This is a genomic window from Zobellella taiwanensis, from assembly GCF_003012795.1.
GTDB lineage: Bacteria > Pseudomonadota > Gammaproteobacteria > Enterobacterales > Aeromonadaceae > Oceanimonas > Oceanimonas taiwanensis.
In genome coordinates this window covers 1-16,791 of sequence record NZ_PXYH01000036.1, presented here as the reverse complement: position 1 = coordinate 16,791, position 16,791 = coordinate 1, and the positions used below count along the sequence as shown (strand labels likewise).

The 16,791-nt window shown below is 58.6% G+C and carries 18 protein-coding genes; 13 read left to right on the top strand and 5 right to left on the bottom strand.

Going from position 1 to position 16,791, the window contains the following annotated elements; all coding sequences use genetic code 11:
• The first annotated feature begins 279 nt into the window (after positions 1-279).
• The 8 genes from ubiE (at position 280) to hemB (ending at position 6,542) form a co-directional block, all read left to right on the top strand.
• A complete protein-coding gene (ubiE, locus tag C7I36_RS16640) occupies positions 280-1,035 on the top strand; it encodes a bifunctional demethylmenaquinone methyltransferase/2-methoxy-6-polyprenyl-1,4-benzoquinol methylase UbiE (RefSeq protein WP_106454802.1) in 756 nt (251 codons plus the stop codon).
• Complete coding sequence (locus C7I36_RS16635; RefSeq protein ID WP_106454801.1) at positions 1,035-1,655, top strand: ubiquinone biosynthesis accessory factor UbiJ; 621 nt, start codon at positions 1,035-1,037, stop codon at positions 1,653-1,655. The genes ubiE and C7I36_RS16635 overlap by 1 nt, the downstream gene beginning before the upstream one ends.
• Entirely contained in the window at positions 1,652-3,289 is a 1,638-nt protein-coding gene (gene ubiB, locus C7I36_RS16630; RefSeq protein WP_106454800.1) for a ubiquinone biosynthesis regulatory protein kinase UbiB, read from the top strand. Before C7I36_RS16635 ends, ubiB begins: the two co-directional genes overlap by 4 nt.
• Before the next feature lie 83 nt (positions 3,290-3,372).
• The gene (gene tatA / locus C7I36_RS16625) at positions 3,373-3,627 is read left to right on the top strand and encodes a Sec-independent protein translocase subunit TatA (RefSeq protein WP_106454799.1); all 255 of its coding nucleotides are present in this window, start codon (positions 3,373-3,375) and stop codon (positions 3,625-3,627) included.
• Between the two features lie 3 nt (positions 3,628-3,630).
• Entirely contained in the window at positions 3,631-3,993 is a 363-nt protein-coding gene (tatB, locus tag C7I36_RS16620) for a Sec-independent protein translocase protein TatB (protein WP_106454798.1), read from the top strand.
• 1 nt (position 3,994) lies between these two features.
• The gene (gene tatC / locus C7I36_RS16615) at positions 3,995-4,744 is read left to right on the top strand and encodes a twin-arginine translocase subunit TatC (RefSeq protein ID WP_106454797.1); all 750 of its coding nucleotides are present in this window, start codon (positions 3,995-3,997) and stop codon (positions 4,742-4,744) included.
• Complete coding sequence (gene tatD / locus C7I36_RS16610; RefSeq protein WP_106454796.1) at positions 4,741-5,532, top strand: 3'-5' ssDNA/RNA exonuclease TatD; 792 nt, start codon at positions 4,741-4,743, stop codon at positions 5,530-5,532. The genes tatC and tatD overlap by 4 nt, the downstream gene beginning before the upstream one ends.
• A complete protein-coding gene (hemB, locus tag C7I36_RS16605; protein ID WP_106454795.1) occupies positions 5,529-6,542 on the top strand; it encodes a porphobilinogen synthase in 1,014 nt (337 codons plus the stop codon). The genes tatD and hemB overlap by 4 nt, the downstream gene beginning before the upstream one ends.
• Before the next feature lie 62 nt (positions 6,543-6,604).
• Here the strand turns inward: hemB and gppA are convergent, their stop codons facing one another.
• Together gppA and rhlB are read right to left on the bottom strand one after the other, a co-directional pair.
• Complete coding sequence (gene gppA / locus C7I36_RS16600) at positions 6,605-8,092, bottom strand: guanosine-5'-triphosphate,3'-diphosphate diphosphatase (protein WP_106454794.1); 1,488 nt, start codon at positions 8,090-8,092, stop codon at positions 6,605-6,607.
• Between the two features lie 7 nt (positions 8,093-8,099).
• On the bottom strand, positions 8,100-9,407 hold the full coding sequence (rhlB, locus tag C7I36_RS16595; RefSeq protein ID WP_106454793.1) for an ATP-dependent RNA helicase RhlB: 1,308 nt from the start codon (positions 9,405-9,407) through the stop codon (positions 8,100-8,102).
• Positions 9,408-9,522: 115 nt separating this feature from the next.
• Here rhlB and trxA point away from each other — a divergent pair, with 115 nt between their 5' ends.
• From trxA to fre, 4 genes are all read left to right on the top strand, one after another.
• On the top strand, positions 9,523-9,849 hold the full coding sequence (gene trxA, locus C7I36_RS16590; protein ID WP_094039082.1) for a thioredoxin TrxA: 327 nt from the start codon (positions 9,523-9,525) through the stop codon (positions 9,847-9,849).
• A 179-nt stretch (positions 9,850-10,028) separates the two neighbouring features.
• Positions 10,029-11,294 carry a transcription termination factor Rho gene (gene rho, locus C7I36_RS16585; protein WP_106454792.1) on the top strand — a complete coding sequence of 422 codons (1,266 nt, stop codon included), beginning with the start codon at positions 10,029-10,031 and terminating at the stop codon, positions 11,292-11,294.
• Between the two features lie 114 nt (positions 11,295-11,408).
• Positions 11,409-12,908 (top strand): 4-hydroxy-3-polyprenylbenzoate decarboxylase, encoded by a 1,500-nt coding sequence (gene ubiD, locus C7I36_RS16580; RefSeq protein WP_106454791.1) that lies wholly within the window; start codon positions 11,409-11,411, stop codon positions 12,906-12,908.
• Positions 12,909-12,910: 2 nt separating this feature from the next.
• A complete protein-coding gene (fre, locus tag C7I36_RS16575) occupies positions 12,911-13,606 on the top strand; it encodes an NAD(P)H-flavin reductase (RefSeq protein ID WP_106454790.1) in 696 nt (231 codons plus the stop codon).
• Between the two features lie 3 nt (positions 13,607-13,609).
• Here the strand turns inward: fre and C7I36_RS16570 are convergent, their stop codons facing one another.
• From C7I36_RS16570 to ilvY, 3 genes are read right to left on the bottom strand one after another with little or no spacing between them, the layout of a single operon-like run.
• Positions 13,610-13,795, bottom strand: coding sequence for an acetyltransferase (locus tag C7I36_RS16570; RefSeq protein WP_106454789.1), 186 nt, complete (start codon positions 13,793-13,795; stop codon positions 13,610-13,612).
• Positions 13,782-14,048 carry a ubiquinone biosynthesis accessory factor UbiK gene (gene ubiK / locus C7I36_RS16565; RefSeq protein ID WP_106454788.1) on the bottom strand — a complete coding sequence of 89 codons (267 nt, stop codon included), beginning with the start codon at positions 14,046-14,048 and terminating at the stop codon, positions 13,782-13,784. Before ubiK ends, C7I36_RS16570 begins: the two co-directional genes overlap by 14 nt.
• Before the next feature lie 57 nt (positions 14,049-14,105).
• On the bottom strand, positions 14,106-14,996 hold the full coding sequence (gene ilvY / locus C7I36_RS16560) for an HTH-type transcriptional activator IlvY (protein WP_106454787.1): 891 nt from the start codon (positions 14,994-14,996) through the stop codon (positions 14,106-14,108).
• 137 nt (positions 14,997-15,133) lie between these two features.
• On the opposite strand from ilvY, the gene ilvC reads away from it, so the two are divergent.
• Positions 15,134-16,618, top strand: a complete 1,485-nt coding sequence (gene ilvC / locus C7I36_RS16555; RefSeq protein ID WP_106454786.1) for a ketol-acid reductoisomerase — start codon at positions 15,134-15,136, stop codon at positions 16,616-16,618.
• The last annotated feature ends 173 nt before the right edge of the window (positions 16,619-16,791 follow it).

Genomic DNA, 16,791 nt, shown 5'->3' with positions numbered 1-16,791 from the left:
CAGCAGTGAAACGCAACCGCGCCGATGATAGTGTGGCAGCTGCCATGTGAAAGTAGGTCACTGCCAGGCACCCATTAGGAAACCCCGATACGAGAGTGTCGGGGTTTTTTGCGTTGGTTTCAGAGCCAGATCAATACCTTATGCCCGATGCCTCTACCTGGCCTTTGCGGTATCATGTCGGTGTTTTTCCATCATGCAGATGGCCAGCGGCCGATGCCGTTAGTCCGGCCTGTTCATTTGCAGTACACTAACCACTTTGCTTTTACAGGTGTCTTCAGAATGTCAGAACAGCACAAGTCGACGACCCACTTTGGTTATAAAACGGTGGATGCAGACGAAAAGGAACAGATGGTTGCCAGCGTGTTCCACTCGGTGGCGGCCAAGTATGACCTGATGAACGACTTGATGTCTTTTGGCATCCACCGTCTGTGGAAGCGCTTTACCATCGACTGTTCAGGCGTGCGGCCCGGGCAGAAAGTCCTGGACCTGGCGGGGGGAACCGGCGATCTGACCGCCAAATTTTCCCGCATTGTGGGTGACAGTGGCCAGGTGGTACTAGCCGATATTAACGACTCCATGCTTAAAGTGGGTCGAGACAAGCTGCGTAACCGGGGATTGGGCTGCAATATTGCCTATGTCCAAGCCAATGCGGAGCAACTGCCCTTTCCTGATAACCACTTTGACCTGATCACCATTGCCTTCGGGTTGCGTAATGTGACCGATAAGGACAAGGCGCTGGCTTCCATGCAACGGGTACTCAAGCCCGGAGGTCGCCTACTGGTGCTGGAGTTTTCCCGGCCCCAGCATGAGATCATGAATAAACTGTACGATTTTTATTCGTTTAACATACTGCCGAAAATGGGCTCGCTGGTAGCGAAGGACAGTGACAGCTATCAGTATCTTGCCGAGTCTATCCGCATGCACCCGGATCAGGAAACCCTGAAGACCATGATGGAGCGGGTCGGTTTCGAGCAGGTGGAGTATTTTAACCTGACCGATGGCATAGTGGCCCTTCATCGAGGGTTCAAGTTCTGATGAAAACGCTGTTGCTGCCCCTCTTTAACGGCGCTCTGGAAACTGCACTTAATCGCCTTTTACTGCAGAATTCCGTACTGACAAGGAAATTTCAGCCATTAGGGGGCAAGACGTTGCAGCTGACGATCAGTGAGCTGGCATCGGTATACCTGCTGTTTACCCCTGATCGACTGGAGTTGTTGGGCGATTATGAAGGTACTGTCGATAGCCACCTTAGCCTTTCCCTGAGCGCGCTTGGCCTGCTACGGAACAAAGGGCAATTGATGCAGTATATCCGCGAAGGACATATCGACTTGCAAGGGGATCCCCAGCCCTGGCAGGATCTTGCGGCTGTACTTAAGGACGCTCAGTGGGATGTAGAAGAGATGCTGGTTCCTTATACCGGCGATGTGTTGGCCCACCTGGTCTGCAGACATGGCCGTGAACTGGGACAGGATCTGCACCACCGTGCTTTAGGGGTTCGGCAGCATTTGGGTGAATATGTCCGCGAAGAGGCCCGTTTGGCGGTAGGCCCCCTGGAACTTGCCGATTTCAGCGACGATGTCGGCGAGCTCAACAAACGACTGATACGACTGCAGGGAAGGCTGGCGGCACTGACTGATAAGGTGGCTCATTCATGAGAAAGCTGCGGGAGCTGCTCAGGCTCCATCAGATTGGCAAAACCCTGTTTGATTTTGGTCTGGACGAGCTGATCCCCGCTCGGCTGCAAGTGTGGCCGGCACGTTTTGCCCGTCGCTGCCTGTTCTGGCTGAAGAACCGGCATCCGACGCTGTCTCGTGGCAAACGCATTCGGCTCGCCTTTGAGTCCCTTGGTCCCGTTTTCATCAAGTTCGGGCAGATGTTGTCTACCCGCCGAGATCTGCTGCCACCGGACATCGCCGAAGAGTTGGCTCTGCTACAAGACAGGGTTCCCCCCTTTGATGGTGCCCTGGCCCGACGGCAGATCGAAAGCTGCTTGCAGCAGCCGATAGAAGCTCTATTTGATGACTTTGATGAGCAGCCGCTGGCGTCGGCTTCCATTGCCCAGGTGCACACCGCCAGGCTGAAGACCGGGCAGGAAATTGTCATCAAGGTGATCCGTCCCGGTATCGAAAAAGTCATCGAAGCCGATGTCAGCCTGATGCACTCCATGGCCAGCCTCATTGCCCGTCTGGTACCTGAACGCAGCAGCCGGCTGCGCCCCGTGGAAGTGGTGGAGGAATATCGCAAGACCCTGCTTGATGAGCTGAACCTGTTACGTGAAGCAGCCAACGCCATCCAGCTGCGGCGCAACTTCGAAGGTTCGCGTACTCTCTACGTGCCGGAAATCCACTCCAGCTACTGCCATGAAAATGTCTTGGTGATGGAGCGTATCTACGGTATTCCGGTGTCCGATATCCAAGCCCTGGAAGCCAACGGTACCAATATGAAGCTGTTGGCGGAACGGGGGGTGGAGGTGTTTTTTACCCAGGTGTTCCGCGACAGTTTTTTCCATGCCGACATGCACCCGGGCAATATTTTCGTTTCCTACGAACATCCGGAAGACCCCCAGTGGATCGGGATTGACTGTGGCATAGTGGGCACCCTCAACCGGGACGACAAACGTTACCTGGCGGAGAACTTCCTGGCGTTCTTCAATCGCGACTACCGCAAGGTAGCTGAACTGCATGTGGAGTCGGGCTGGGTGCCGGCGGATACCAAGGTGGAAGAATTCGAGTCGGCCATCCGCACCGTATTGGAGCCCATCTTCGAAAAGCCCCTGTCCGAAATTTCCTTTGGCCATGTGCTGCTCAACCTGTTCAATACTGCCCGGCGCTTCAACATGGCAGTGCAGCCCCAGCTGGTACTGTTGCAGAAAACCCTGTTGTATGTAGAAGGCGTAGGACGTCAGCTCTATCCTCAGCTGGATCTGTGGAAGACCGCCAAGCCGTTTTTGGAAGACTGGATGCAGCAGCAGGTGGGCTATAAGGCGGTCATCAATGCGGTCAGGGAAAAGGCGCCGTTCTGGGCTGAAAAGCTGCCGGAACTCCCCGAGCTGGTCTATGACGCCCTGCGTCAGAACAAGTTGCAGCAACGACAGGTTCAGGGTCTCTACGAACGCTACGCACGCCATGATCGCCGTCAGGGCCAGGGGCATTTTTTGCTGGCGGTGGGAGTTTCCACCCTGCTCGCCAGCACCCTGTTGCTGGGGATGGAGAAAACCCAGTGGGCCACGTCTGGTCTGGCGTTCACTTTGGTTGTATGGTGGCTGGGTTGGAGACGAATGGCGCGTTAGTTTGATCTGGTATCAACACTCTGTCATCAAGCCCGGATATAATGGTTTTTTGTTGTTCACTGTTTGCATAGGAAAAGTGTGTTATGGGTGGAATCAGTATTTGGCAATTGCTTATCGTGGTGCTGATCGTGGTACTGCTGTTCGGAACCAAGAAACTGCGCGGCCTGGGTGCGGATCTGGGGTCGGCGGTCAAGGGCTTCAAGAAGGCGATAAGCGACGAAGATCAGGATAAAAAAGATGCCGACTTCGAGCAGCAGAAACTGGCCGACAAAAAGGAACAGGCCGAGCCGCTGACCCCGCAGGAGCAGGACAAGGCCAAAGACAAAGATCGGGTATAAATCATGTTCGATATCGGGTTCTGGGAGCTGGTGGTGATTTCGGTCATTGGCCTGGTGGTGCTGGGGCCGGAGCGGCTGCCCGTTGCCATCAGGACGGTGTCCCGGTTGTTCAGGACGGTCAGGGATACCGCTAACGCGGTCAAGACCGAGCTGGCCCAGGAGCTGAAAATGGAGGAGCTGCATCGGGATTTGAAAAAAGCCGAGCAGCTCGGCATGAAAGATCTGAGCCCCGAACTCAAGCAGTCCATCGACCAGTTGAAGGAGGCGGCGGCCTCGGTCAACCGGCCCTACGAAAAAACCGGTGCCGGCACGCCCCAACCCCAGGCGGATGCGGCGCCCTCGAAAGAGCCCCAGGATAAACCCTAAGATGAGTGAAACACAGCAGCCGTTGATCAGCCACCTGGTGGAGCTGAGGGGGCGCCTGTTGCGCGCCTTTGCCGCCATTCTGGTGGTGTTCCTGGCCCTGGTTTATTTTGCCAACGACATCTACACCATTCTGGCCGAGCCGTTGCTCAAGCAACTGCCCGAAGGCGCCAGCATGATCGCCACCGGGGTAGCAACCCCCTTTCTGACGCCGCTTAAGCTGACCCTGATTGTCTCCTTTTTTGCCGCCATTCCCTATGTGCTCTACCAGGTATGGGCCTTCATTGCCCCGGGTCTGTACAAGCACGAGAAACGGCTGATTGCCCCCCTGGTGTTTTCCAGCGCCTTGCTGTTCTATGCCGGCGCTGCCTTCGCCTATTTTGTGGTATTCCCCCTGGCGTTTGGGTTTTTTACCAAGATGGCGCCGGATGGCGTCACCATCGCGACCGATATCGCCAGTTACCTGGATTTTGTGCTGGGGCTCTTTATTGCCTTTGGTATCGCTTTCGAAATCCCCATCGCGACCATACTGCTGTGCTGGACCGGGGTGACCACGCCGAAGGAATTGGCCGCCAAACGACCCTATGTCATCGTCATTGTGTTTATTGTCGGCATGCTGCTGACGCCGCCCGATGTCATCTCCCAGACCCTGCTGGCCATCCCCATGTGGCTGCTGTTCGAGGTAGGCGTCTTCTTCGCTCGTTTCTACGTCCGTGCCGAGGAGGACGAGGAAGAGCCGGACGGCCAGCCATGATTGATATCGGAGTTAACCTGACCAGTTCCCAGTTCGACCAGGATAGGGATCAGGTGATTCAGCGGGCCCGGGCCGCCGGACTAACTGGCCTGGTCCTGACCGGCACCAGCCTGGTGGAAAGCGGGAAAGTGGCCGCTTACGCGACAGCCTATCCCGGCTTCTGTTATGCCACCGCCGGTGTACATCCTCACGAGGCGCGCCATTTCGATGAGCACAGCCTGGATGAGTTGCGCCGGTTGGCGATGCTGCCCCAGGTGGTGGCCATCGGTGAATGCGGTCTTGACTACAACCGGGATTTCTCCCCCCGTCCGCAACAGGATGCGGCCTTTGAGGCCCAGTTGGCCCTGGCCGCCGAGCTGAATATGCCGGTATTTATGCACTGTCGGGATGCCCACCAGCGCTTTTTGGAAATCCTGGCCCCCTGGCGTCCGCACCTGCCCGCGGCAGTTTTGCACTGTTTTACCGGCACCGAGGCAGAGCTGCACGATTGCCTGGCGCTCGACTTGCATATCGGTATCACTGGCTGGATCTGTGACGAACGCCGAGGGCGGGAGCTACAGCAAGTGGTTGGCTTGATCCCGGCCCATCGGCTGATGGTAGAAACCGACAGTCCCTATCTTATCCCGCGGGATTTGTTGCCCAAGCCGGCGTCCCGGCGCAACGAGCCCGCCTATTTGCCCCATATTGCCCGGCGTGTCGCCGAGTGCCGGGGCGAGCATCCCGAGGTGTTGCTGGCCGCCGTTACGGCAACCAGCCGCGCCTTTTTCCGCCTTGAGGAGCAGTCATGACCGAGCAAGTTTTTGGTGGTTTCCCCCAGCGCCGTCTGCGCCGGGTGCGCCGGCACGATTTCAGCCGCCGGCTGGTACGCGAACATAACCTGACCGTGGATGATCTTATCTACCCGGTCTTTGTGCTGCCCGGTTTGCAGCGCCGGGAGGCGGTGCCCTCCATGCCGGGGGTAGAGCGCCTGTCCCTCGATCTGCTGCTGGAGGAAGCGGCCGAGCTGGTTCGGCTGGGAATTCCTATGGTGGCCCTGTTCCCGGTGATCAACGCCAGCCAGAAATCGCTGTTGGCGGAAGAAGCCTACAACCCCGATGGCCTGGCCCAGGAAGCGGTGCGCGAGCTTAAGCGCGCCTTTCCCCAGTTGGGGGTCATGACCGACGTGGCGCTGGATCCTTTTACCACCCATGGTCAGGACGGTATCATTGATGAGCAGGGCTATGTCCTCAACGAGGTTACCACGCAGGTGTTGGTCAAGCAGGCCCTGAGCCATGCCGAGGCCGGCGCCGATGTGCTAGCCCCGTCCGATATGATGGATGGACGCATCGGCGCCATCCGTCAGGCACTGGAAGAGGCCGGTTTCGTCAATACCCAGATTATGGCCTACTCCGCCAAGTACGCCTCCAACTACTATGGTCCCTTCCGTGATGCGGTCGGTTCGGCGGGCAATCTCAAGGGCGGCAACAAGGCCACCTACCAGATGGATCCGGCCAATAGCGACGAAGCCCTGCAGGAAGTGGCCCTGGATATCCAGGAAGGCGCCGATATGGTGATGGTGAAACCGGGCATGCCCTATCTGGACGTGGTGCGGCGGGTCAAGGAACAGTTCGGGGTGCCCACCTTCGCCTATCAGGTCAGTGGCGAGTATGCCATGCACATGGCGGCTATTCAGAACGGTTGGCTGAAGGAGCAGGAAACCATTATGGAATCCCTGCTGTGTTTCAAACGCGCCGGGGCCGATGGCATCCTGACCTATTTCGCCAAGCAGGTTGCGACCTGGTTGAAGGAAGAGAAGTAAGCTCTGGACTAGGTACTAGGTACTAGGTACTAGGTACTAGGGACTAGGGTTGATGACGATTCCTAATCCCGCTCTACAATTTCCAGCGGCCAGCCCTGCTCGGTCTGGCGGCGGGCTTCCGCCAGCAGTTCGCTGGCCCGCAGGTGGTGCTGCCGGCTCCAGCCCGTGGGCAGGATGAGCGTCAGCTGACATCCGTCCTGTTGCAACCGGAACTCGGGCACGGTGCCCCGGGTCCGGCGTAAGCAGAGGATGATGGCCAGGCGCAGTAACCGCGCCAGCAGGATAGCCTGCTCGGTATCGACCGCATTTTGGTGTTGCAGCGGTTCCAGTCGGAAGTCGTCGCGTTGGTTTAGCAACAGGGCGGCCAACAGCTTTTTCTGAGCCCCGGTAAACCCCGGCAGATCGATATGGCTGATGATATAGGCGGCGTGTTCCGGGGCCCGCTTGTATTCGATGCACAGCCCCAGCTCGTAGAGCATGGCGGCCCAGCCGAGCATGGGGGCTGCGCCGGCGTCCGTCTCCGGGCGGGACAACTGGCTCAATGTACGCAGTGCCGTGTTGCGTACCCGTTCACCCTGTTCCCGGTCGAGCTGGTAACGGGCAATAAGGCTGTCGGCGGTCCTTTCCTGGGCGTCGCACTCCTGACGGGTGCCCAGCATGCCGTAGACCAGGCCTTCGCGCAGGGCTCCACCAGCCAGCACCATGGACTCGATCGCCAGGGTATCGAACAGGGCGATCAGGATGGCGAGTCCGGAAGCGAAGACGGGGACGCGTTCCGGCTGCAGGCCGGGCAATTGCAGGGCGTCAAGCCGGCCGCAAGCCATGCTCTGGCGCTGCAACTGGCGCAGCTTGGCCAAGGTGATCTGCTCACTTTCTCCCTGGCTGGTCATGATTTCCTGGATGGCCTGCACCGTGCCCGAAGCGCCGATGCAGGTACGCCAGCCGAGTTTGAGATAGGCGGCGGCCACCGGCGCCAACTGCTGCTGGGCGGCGCCGATGGCCTGCTCGAAGTTGTGCTCGGATAAGCGGCCGTCGGCAAAATGAGCACGGAGCCAGGTCACGCAGCCCATGTCCAGGCTGTTGAGTAACAGGGGGGCCGTACCTTCGCCGATAACCAGCTCGGTACTGGCACCACCGATATCGATGACCAGCCGTTTGCCGGTACCGGAAGAGGTCCAGGCCACTCCCTGGTAAATAGTGGCGGCTTCTTCTTCGCCGGAAATAATGCGGATGGGATGCCCCAGTATCTGCTCTGCCCGGCTAAGGAAAACATCAATATTGGTGGCCAGGCGCAAGGTGGCGGTGCCGACGATGCGGACATGTCCGGCAGGGACATCCTGCAGTTGTTCGGCAAACAGCCGCAGGCAGTCCCAGCCGCGCCCCATGGCGTCCAGATCCAGGGTGCCGTCCGGCTGCAGGCCGGCGGCCAAACGAACCTTGCGCTTGACCTTGGCCAGAATGCGACAGGCCCCTTCGACCTCATGCACCACCAGCATATGAAAGCTGTTGGAACCGAGGTCGATGGCGGCATATAAGGCCGGGTTGGTCACCGCCCGATCAGCTCCGGGCGCCCTGGGGACGACGGCGGCGCTGGTTGCCACCGGGACGGCGCTGGCCGCCGGCGGGGCGATCGCGCAGGTTGCGGTTGGCCGCCGCTCTGTGGTGGTGGATGCGTTTGGGCGGGGTCACGTCGTCAAGCAGGGCATCCTTGTCGTATTTGCTGACCGGGATCTCATGCTCGATATAGGCTTCCACCGCCGGCAGGTTGAAGACGTATTCTTCACAGGCGAAGCTGATGGAATGACCGCTGGCGCCGGCCCGGCCGGTACGGCCGATGCGATGCACATAGTCTTCCGCGTCGTCGGGCAGGTCGTAGTTGAACACGTGGGTGACATCGGGAATGTGCAGGCCGCGGGCAGCCACATCAGTCGCCACCAGAATATCGAGCACACCGCTGGTGAAGTCTTCCAGTATTTTCAGCCGTTTCTTCTGGGGCACGTCGCCGGTGAGCAGACCGACCCGGTGGCCATCGGCCAGCAGCCAGGCGTGGACTTCTTCGCAGCTGTGCTTGGTGTTGGCGAAGACGATGGCCTTGTCGGGCCACTCTTCTTCCATCAGACTGAGCAGCAGCAGCATCTTGTCTTCCTGGGCCGGGTAAAACAGCTCTTCCCGGATCCGGATGCCGGTTTTACGCTCCGGCTCTATCTGCACATGCTCCGGGCTGTTCATATGTTCATAGGCCAGCTCCTGCACTCGCAGCGACAGGGTGGCGGAAAACAGCATGTTCTGGCGCTGGGCCGCCGCCGGCATGCGCCGGAACAGGTAGCGGATGTCCTTGATAAAGCCCAGATCGAACATGCGATCGGCTTCATCCAGCACTACCACCTGAATGGCGCCGACATCGATGACTTTTTGTTTGAGAAAGTCGATGATGCGGCCAGTGGTGCCGATCAGCACATCGACGCCGGCAGCCAGTACTTCCACCTGTTTTTCATAACCGTCGCCACCATAGGCCAGCCCCAGCTTGATGCCGGTCTGCTCGCTCAGGGTATCGGCATCGTTGTGGATCTGGATCGCCAGTTCCCGGGTCGGTGCCATGATGATGGCGCGGGGCTGGTTTTGTTGCCGATGCTCGGGGACGGGAGTGGTCAGCAGGTGGTTGAAGGTGGCGGCGAGGAAAGCGATGGTTTTGCCGGTGCCGGTCTGGGCCTGTCCGGCGATGTCCTTGCCTGCCAATAAATGAGGTAACGACAGCGCCTGGATGGGCGTGCAGTGGTGAAATCCCTTTGCTTCCAGCCCGGCCAGCACTTGTGGTTGCAGGTCCAACTGGGCAAATTTTACGTCTGTTAAGTGTGTTTTGCTCATAGCGTTCAGAATATCAGGTTAGGCTTGCAATAATAAACAGGATCATTTGAAATAGGGCAACTAAATTGCCCCGACGTTGTGTGTAACGGGGTCAAACAACTGACTGGAGTTGGAGATGAGTGACAAAATTGTTCAGCTGACCGATGCCAGCTTCGATGCTGATGTCATCAAGGCAGACGGCCCGGTCCTGGTAGATTTCTGGGCTGAATGGTGTGGTCCGTGCAAGATGATCGCCCCCATCCTGGACGAAGTGGCCGGTGAATACGAAGGTAAGGTCACCGTGGCCAAGCTGAATATCGATCAAAATGCAGACACTCCGCCCAAGTTCGGTATTCGTGGCATCCCCACCCTGTTGCTGTTCAAGAACGGCGAAGTGGCGGCAACCAAAGTAGGTGCGCTGTCCAAGACTCAGCTGAAAGAGTTCCTGGACGCCAACCTGTAATGGTATTCAAGGGGTGCGCAAGGCGCCCCTTGTGGTTTTCGCTAGACGCTTCTCCTTTTTGGTGCTAGTTTATTGTTCGTTTGCTAGCCTATTTGTGCCTCAAGGCTCTCCGAATTCAAGCATCAATCCAGCAGACTTTTCTGACCATTTAACATCCTGGTTGACAGAAACTCACCACTATGAATCTTACTGAACTCAAGAATACCCCTGTCTCTGAGCTGATAAAGCTTGGGGAGGAGATGGGCCTGGAAAACCTCGCCCGCCTGCGCAAGCAGGACATCATCTTTGCCATCCTCAAGGCTCATGCCAAAAGTGGTGAGGACATCTACGGCGATGGCGTGCTGGAAATCCTGCAGGACGGCTTTGGTTTTTTGCGTAGCGCCGATTCCTCCTACCTGGCCGGCCCAGACGATATCTACGTTTCGCCCAGTCAGATCCGCCGCTTCAACCTGCGTACCGGCGACACCATTTCCGGCAAAATCCGGCCGCCGAAGGAAGGCGAACGTTACTTCGCCCTGCTGAAGATCAGCGAAGTCAACTACGACAAGCCCGAAAACTCCCGCAACAAAATCCTCTTCGAAAACCTGACTCCCCTGCATGCCAATGAACGTATGAAGATGGAGCGGGGCAACGGTTCTACCGAAGACATCACCGCCCGGGTGCTGGATCTGGCCTCCCCCATCGGCAAGGGGCAGCGGGGCCTGATAGTGGCGCCGCCCAAGGCCGGTAAGACCATGCTGCTGCAGAATATCGCCCAGAGCATCACCTATAATCATCCCGAGTGCACCCTTATCGTACTGCTGATCGACGAGCGTCCGGAAGAAGTGACCGAGATGCAGCGCATGGTCAAGGGTGAGGTGATTGCCTCTACCTTCGACGAGCCGGCGGCCCGCCACGTGCAGGTGGCCGACATGGTCATCGAAAAGGCCAAGCGCCTGGTGGAGCACAAGAAGGACGTAGTCATTCTGCTCGACTCCATCACCCGCCTGGCCCGCGCCTACAATACCGTGGTGCCGAGCTCCGGCAAGGTACTCACCGGCGGCGTGGACGCCAATGCCCTGCACCGGCCCAAGCGTTTCTTTGGTGCGGCCCGTAATGTGGAAGAGGGCGGCAGCCTGACCATTATCGCTACCGCCCTGGTGGAAACCGGCTCCAAGATGGACGACGTCATCTACGAGGAATTCAAGGGCACCGGCAACATGGAACTGCACCTGTCCCGCAAGATCGCCGAGAAGCGGGTTTATCCGGCCATCGACATCACCCGTTCCGGCACCCGCCGGGAAGAGCTGCTCACCACTCCGGACGAGCTGCAGAAGATGTGGATACTGCGCAAGATTGTCCATCCCATGGGCGAGATTGACGGCATCGAGTTCCTCATCGACAAGCTGGCCATGACCAAGACCAACGATGAGTTCTTTGAGGCCATGAAGCGTCAGCAGAAGTAACGTATTGTTTTAGCATGAAAAAACCGCGGCCTGTCCGCGGTTTTTTGTTGGCGATACAAGCCCGCCTCAACCGGGTATAATCCTCAAGCCACTCGATACACTCGGAACAAGCCTATGAAATACAAGGATTTGCGAGACTTTATCGCGCAACTTGAAGCCCAGGGGGAGCTCAAGCGCATTCATCAGGAGATCGATCCCTACCTGGAGATGACCGAGATCTGCGACCGCACCCTCAAGGCGGGCGGTCCGGCGCTGCTGTTTGAAAATCCCAAGGGCTTTGATATGCCGGTGCTGGGCAACCTGTTCGGTACTCCCAAACGAGTGGCCATGGGCATGGGGCAGCCGGACGTCAGCGCCCTGCGCGAGGTGGGCCGCTGGCTGTCCTACCTCAAGGAGCCGGAGCCGCCCAAGGGCCTGAAGGAACTGATGGAAAAGCTGCCCATCTTCAAGCAGGTGCTGAACATGCCGGTCAAGCGGCTGAAAAAGGCGCCCTGCCAGGAGATGATCCAGGAAGGGGACGAGGTGGATCTGACCCGCATACCGGTACAGCACTGCTGGCCGGGGGATGCCGCACCGCTGATCACCTGGGGCCTGACCATTACCCGAGGTCCTTACAAAAAGCGCCAGAACCTGGGCATTTACCGCCAGCAGGTACTGGGCAAAAACAAGGTGATCATGCGCTGGCTCAGTCATCGCGGCGGGGCGCTGGATTTTCGCGAGTGGCAGGAGGCCAACCCGGGCCAGCCTTATCCGGTGGCGGTGGCACTGGGTGCCGATCCGGCGACCATTCTCGGGGCCGTGACGCCGGTGCCCGACACCCTGTCGGAATATGCCTTTGCCGGCCTGCTGAGGGGCAGCCGCACCGAGGTGGTCAAGTGCATTGGCTCCGATCTGGAAGTGCCCGCCAGTGCCGAGATTGTGCTCGAAGGCCATATTTACCCCCGCGACATGGCCCCGGAAGGCCCTTATGGCGATCACACCGGCTACTACAACGAAATCGACGACTTCCCGGTGTTTACCGTGGAGCGCATCACCCGCCGGCGCGACGCCATCTATCATTCCACCTACACCGGCCGCCCGCCCGATGAGCCGGCAGTGCTGGGGGTGGCGCTGAACGAAGTGTTCGTGCCCATACTGCAAAAACAGTTTCCCGAAATAGTGGATTTCTATCTGCCGCCGGAGGGTTGCTCCTACCGCATGGCGGTGGTGACCATGAAAAAACGCTACCCCGGCCATGCCAAACGTGTCATGCTGGGCGTTTGGTCGTTTTTACGACAATTCATGTACACCAAGTTCGTCATCGTGTGCGACGACGATATCAATGCCAGAGACTGGAAAGACGTGATCTGGGCCATTACGACCCGAATGGACCCGGCACGGGATACCACATTGATCGAGCACACCCCCATCGACTATCTGGATTTCGCCTCGCCGGTCTCCGGTCTGGGCTCGAAGATGGGCCTGGATGCCACCAACAAGTGGCCGGGCGAAACCGACCGGGAGTGGGGACAGCCCATAGTGATGACGGATGAGGTGAAACAACGGGTCGACGCGTTATGGGACCAACTCGGGATCCTGGATGCGAGTGCAGAACAGAGTGAGATCAAAGGATAGTCATGCAGAAAGTAACATGTAGTGTGGAAGCCCTGGAAGAAATGGCCGAGACCCTCTGGTATGTGCGGCTCAGGCCGGTCCAGGCGGTAGATTTTCAACCCGGCCAGTACTTGCTGGTAGTGATGGCCGACGATGACAAGCGCCCCTTTTCCATCGCCAACATGTCGGGAGAGGCAGGCGTGCTGGAGCTGCATATCGGGGCTTCCCCCGACAATACCTACGCCATGCAGGTCTTGAAACGGATGCAGGAACAGGGGCAAATCGAGGTGCAACTGCCGGCGGGCAAGGCCTACCTGCGGGAGTCTCGCCATCCGGTGATCCTGATGGCCGGCGGCACCGGTTTTGCCTACACCCGCTCCATCCTGCAGCAAATGTTGGCCGACGGCCTGCATAAGCCGGTCTTTATCTACTGGGGCGTGCGTAACGAAGAGCATCTGTATGCCCATGAGGAGTTGACTGCCTGGGCTGCCGAACACAGGCAACTGACCTATGTGCCCGTGGTGCAGAATGACAACGAGCACTGGCAGGGCCGCACCGGCCTGGTACACGAAGCCATTATGGAAGACTTCCCCAGTCTGACCGGTTACGACATTTATGTCGCCGGCCGCTTTGAAATGGCGGGTGTGGCCCGGGAAGCCTTCAAGGAGAAAGGGGTGGACGCCGAACGTCTGTTCGGGGATGCCTACGAGTTTATCTGATGTTCAGGACCGGGAAGGGGATTCCCGGTCCGGATTGCTGCAAGGGGTCAGGTCGAGGTTGCGGATGGCGTCCATTGCCAGCTCAAAACGCCCCTCCTGGCACAATCCCAGCAAGCCACCCAGCTCGTAAGCTTCGACGGCGGCCTGCAGGCAGGCCTGGCGAATGTGTTCCGCCTCAGGCCTGTTCATCCCGGCCTTCGGCCAGCTGGCGTTCGAGCTGGGCCAGCTTGGCTTCCATTTCGTTCAGCTTTTCCCGGGTGCGCAGCAATACCTTGGTCTGCACGTCGAATTCCTCCCGCGTTACCACATCCAGCTTGCCCAGTTGCGCCTGCAGTACGGTGCGAATACGCTTTTCCGCTTCCTCGCCCATATTCTTCAGCCCGGCGGGCAGGTTGCTTTGGATCTGTTTGGCGATCTCTTCCAGTTTTTTCGGGTCCAGCATGGTCGCTCTCCTTAAGATATTGGCGTTATTGTAACCCAATCCCGGCAGTGATGGGCATCAGGGATTGGCCTGCTGCAAGGCAATCTGACGGAAAGCCTGGATCAGCGGGTCTTCCAGCCGTTTCTTCAGCAGGCAGACACCCACCTCGAACGGTTTAAGATCCGGAGTGACCTCCAATCGGCGGATTTTGTCGGCCATGGGGCTGTGATCGATCACTGCCGTGGGCACCAGGGCGATACCGCAGCCCAGGGCCACCATGCCGACGATGGCCTCGTTGCCGGCCACTTCCGCATAGATATGGGGGCTGATGCCCTTGTTGCGGAACCACTGATTGGTGCGTTTGCGGGCCACCCCCTGTTCCGGAAGTATCACCGGAATGCTGCTCCATTCGGCACTTGGTTGTTGCAGCAGTTCGTTGGCCAGGCAGGGGATGCGCGGGGCGATAAACACCAGGGGCACCGTTTGCAGTTTGATGAAGTCGAGCTTGGCGGGCAGGGCGTCGGGGCGGGCGCCGATGGCCAGGTCCGATTCGTCGTTCAATACCTTGTCGATGGCCAGGGCCGGATCCCCGGTTTCCAGCCGTAGCTCCAGTTGCGGATAGCGGGTGCGAAAGCGGGCCAGTATGTCGGGCAGCAGGAAGTAGCTGGCGGTGACCGAGCAGAACAGCCGCAGCCGCCCCTGCAGGGGACTTTCGCTCTGCTTGAGTTGCTCCCGCATGCCCTGCCAGTCGGCCAGCCAGTTACCGGCGAACTGCTGCAGGCGCAGCCCGGCCGGAGTCAGCGCCACGCTGCGGTTGTCCCGGTCCAGCAGTTCGCAGCCCAACTCCTGCTCCAGCCGCTGAATGGCCCGGCTCAGAGTGGACGGACTCACCGCCATGGCGTCGGCGGTACGGCCGAAGTGCAGGCTCTGGCTCAGGTGGAGGAACAGCTCCAGGTTGCGGATATCCATCACATTGCACCAAATGAAATACTCTGTTTCGAATATATCATTTCAAGCAATGAAAAGCCTGGGGTATAGTGCTGGAGTCGTCACCGCAGGGCGGTGCAGGAATTAAAATTAAACGGATTAATTGGAGCAAAAAGGCCATGGCTAACTATTTCAACACCCTGAACCTGCGTCAGCAGCTCGAGCAGCTGGGCAAGTGCCGCTTTATGAACCGCGAAGAATTCGCCGATGGTTGCAACTACCTGAAAGGCAAAAAGGTCGTCATCGTCGGTTGCGGTGCCCAGGGCCTGAACCAGGGTCTGAACATGCGCGATTCCGGCCTGGACGTGTCCTACGCCCTGCGCGCCGAAGCCATTGCCGAAAAGCGCAAGTCATTCGTGCAGGCCACCGAGAACGGCTTCAAGGTAGGCACCTATGAAGAGCTGATCCCCACCGCCGATCTGGTCATGAACCTGACTCCGGACAAGCAGCACACCTCTGCCGTTAACGCCGTTATGCCGCTGATGAAGGACGGTGCCGCCCTGGGTTACTCCCACGGTTTCAACATCGTGGAAGAAGGCATGCAGATCCGTAAAGACATCACAGTGGTCATGGTCGCTCCCAAGTGCCCCGGCACCGAAGTACGGGAAGAGTACAAGCGCGGCTTTGGCGTTCCTACCCTGATCGCCGTTCACCCCGAGAACGATCCCAAGGGCGAAGGCCTGGCCATCGCCAAAGCCTGGGCCTCTGCCACCGGCGGCGACCGTGCCGGCGTGCTGGAATCTTCCTTCGTAGCCGAAGTGAAATCCGACCTCATGGGTGAGCAGACCATTCTGTGCGGCATGCTGCAGGCCGGTGCCATTGTATGTCACGAGAAAATGGTGGCCGAGGGCATCGACGCCGGTTACGCCGGCAAGCTGATCCAGTTCGGCTGGGAAACCATCACCGAAGCCCTGAAACAGGGCGGCATCACCAACATGATGGATCGCCTGTCCAACCCCGCCAAGATCAAGGCCTTTGACCTGGCCGACGAGCTGAAGGAGCTGATGCGCCCGCTGTTCAACAAGCACATGGACGATATCATCTCCGGCGCCTTTTCTTCCGGCATGATGGCCGACTGGGCCAAGGACGATCACGACCTGCTGACCTGGCGTGAAGAAACCGCCAGCACCAGCTTCGAGCAGTACCCGGCCACCGACGTGGTGATCGGCGAGCAGGAATACTTCGACAATGGCATCCTGCTGGTGGCCATGGTCAAGGCCGGCGTGGAACTGGCGTTCGAAGCCATGACCGCATCCGGCATCATCGACGAGTCCGCCTACTACGAGTCGCTGCACGAGCTGCCGCTGATCGCCAACACCGTAGCGCGCAAGCGTCTGTACGAGATGAACGTGGTGATCTCCGACACCGCCGAGTACGGCAACTACCTGTTCGCCAACGCCGCCGTGCCGCTGCTGCGCGAGAAGTTCATGCCCAAGGTGGGCACCGACGTGATTGGTAAGACCATCACCGTTGAGTCCAACTCCGTTGACAACCGTCGCCTGATCGATGTCAACGAGGCCATTCGCAACCACCCGGTTGAAATTATCGGCAAGACCCTGCGTTCTTATATGACCGATATGAAAAACATCGCCGTTGGCGGTTAAACAAACGAAATAATAAACAGAGCTGTAAACAGGGAGACTTAGGTCTCCCTTTTTTGTTTGCCCGGCGAAGCCGGCAAACCCGGCCATCTGAAAGAAGATGGCGTCACCCCGACTGAGGGGAAGACAATCCGACTGGCAAGGGCGCCACTGGCCAACGGTGGGGTCTGAAGGAA

Bases quoted from the DNA above. Each gene is read 5' to 3' on its own strand.
- ubiE (WP_106454802.1), top strand. From the start codon at position 280: ATGTCAGAACAGCACAAGTCGACGACCCACTTTGGTTATAAAACGGTG.
- C7I36_RS16635 (WP_106454801.1), top strand. From the start codon at position 1,035: ATGAAAACGCTGTTGCTGCCCCTCTTTAACGGCGCTCTGGAAACTGCA.
- ubiB (WP_106454800.1), top strand. From the start codon at position 1,652: ATGAGAAAGCTGCGGGAGCTGCTCAGGCTCCATCAGATTGGCAAAACC.
- tatA (WP_106454799.1), top strand. From the start codon at position 3,373: ATGGGTGGAATCAGTATTTGGCAATTGCTTATCGTGGTGCTGATCGTG.
- tatB (WP_106454798.1), top strand. From the start codon at position 3,631: ATGTTCGATATCGGGTTCTGGGAGCTGGTGGTGATTTCGGTCATTGGC.
- tatC (WP_106454797.1), top strand. From the start codon at position 3,995: ATGAGTGAAACACAGCAGCCGTTGATCAGCCACCTGGTGGAGCTGAGG.
- tatD (WP_106454796.1), top strand. From the start codon at position 4,741: ATGATTGATATCGGAGTTAACCTGACCAGTTCCCAGTTCGACCAGGAT.
- hemB (WP_106454795.1), top strand. From the start codon at position 5,529: ATGACCGAGCAAGTTTTTGGTGGTTTCCCCCAGCGCCGTCTGCGCCGG.
- rhlB (WP_106454793.1), bottom strand. From the start codon at position 9,407: ATGAGCAAAACACACTTAACAGACGTAAAATTTGCCCAGTTGGACCTG.
- trxA (WP_094039082.1), top strand. From the start codon at position 9,523: ATGAGTGACAAAATTGTTCAGCTGACCGATGCCAGCTTCGATGCTGAT.
- rho (WP_106454792.1), top strand. From the start codon at position 10,029: ATGAATCTTACTGAACTCAAGAATACCCCTGTCTCTGAGCTGATAAAG.
- ubiD (WP_106454791.1), top strand. From the start codon at position 11,409: ATGAAATACAAGGATTTGCGAGACTTTATCGCGCAACTTGAAGCCCAG.
- fre (WP_106454790.1), top strand. From the start codon at position 12,911: ATGCAGAAAGTAACATGTAGTGTGGAAGCCCTGGAAGAAATGGCCGAG.
- C7I36_RS16570 (WP_106454789.1), bottom strand. From the start codon at position 13,795: ATGAACAGGCCTGAGGCGGAACACATTCGCCAGGCCTGCCTGCAGGCC.
- ubiK (WP_106454788.1), bottom strand. From the start codon at position 14,048: ATGCTGGACCCGAAAAAACTGGAAGAGATCGCCAAACAGATCCAAAGC.
- ilvY (WP_106454787.1), bottom strand. From the start codon at position 14,996: ATGGATATCCGCAACCTGGAGCTGTTCCTCCACCTGAGCCAGAGCCTG.
- ilvC (WP_106454786.1), top strand. From the start codon at position 15,134: ATGGCTAACTATTTCAACACCCTGAACCTGCGTCAGCAGCTCGAGCAG.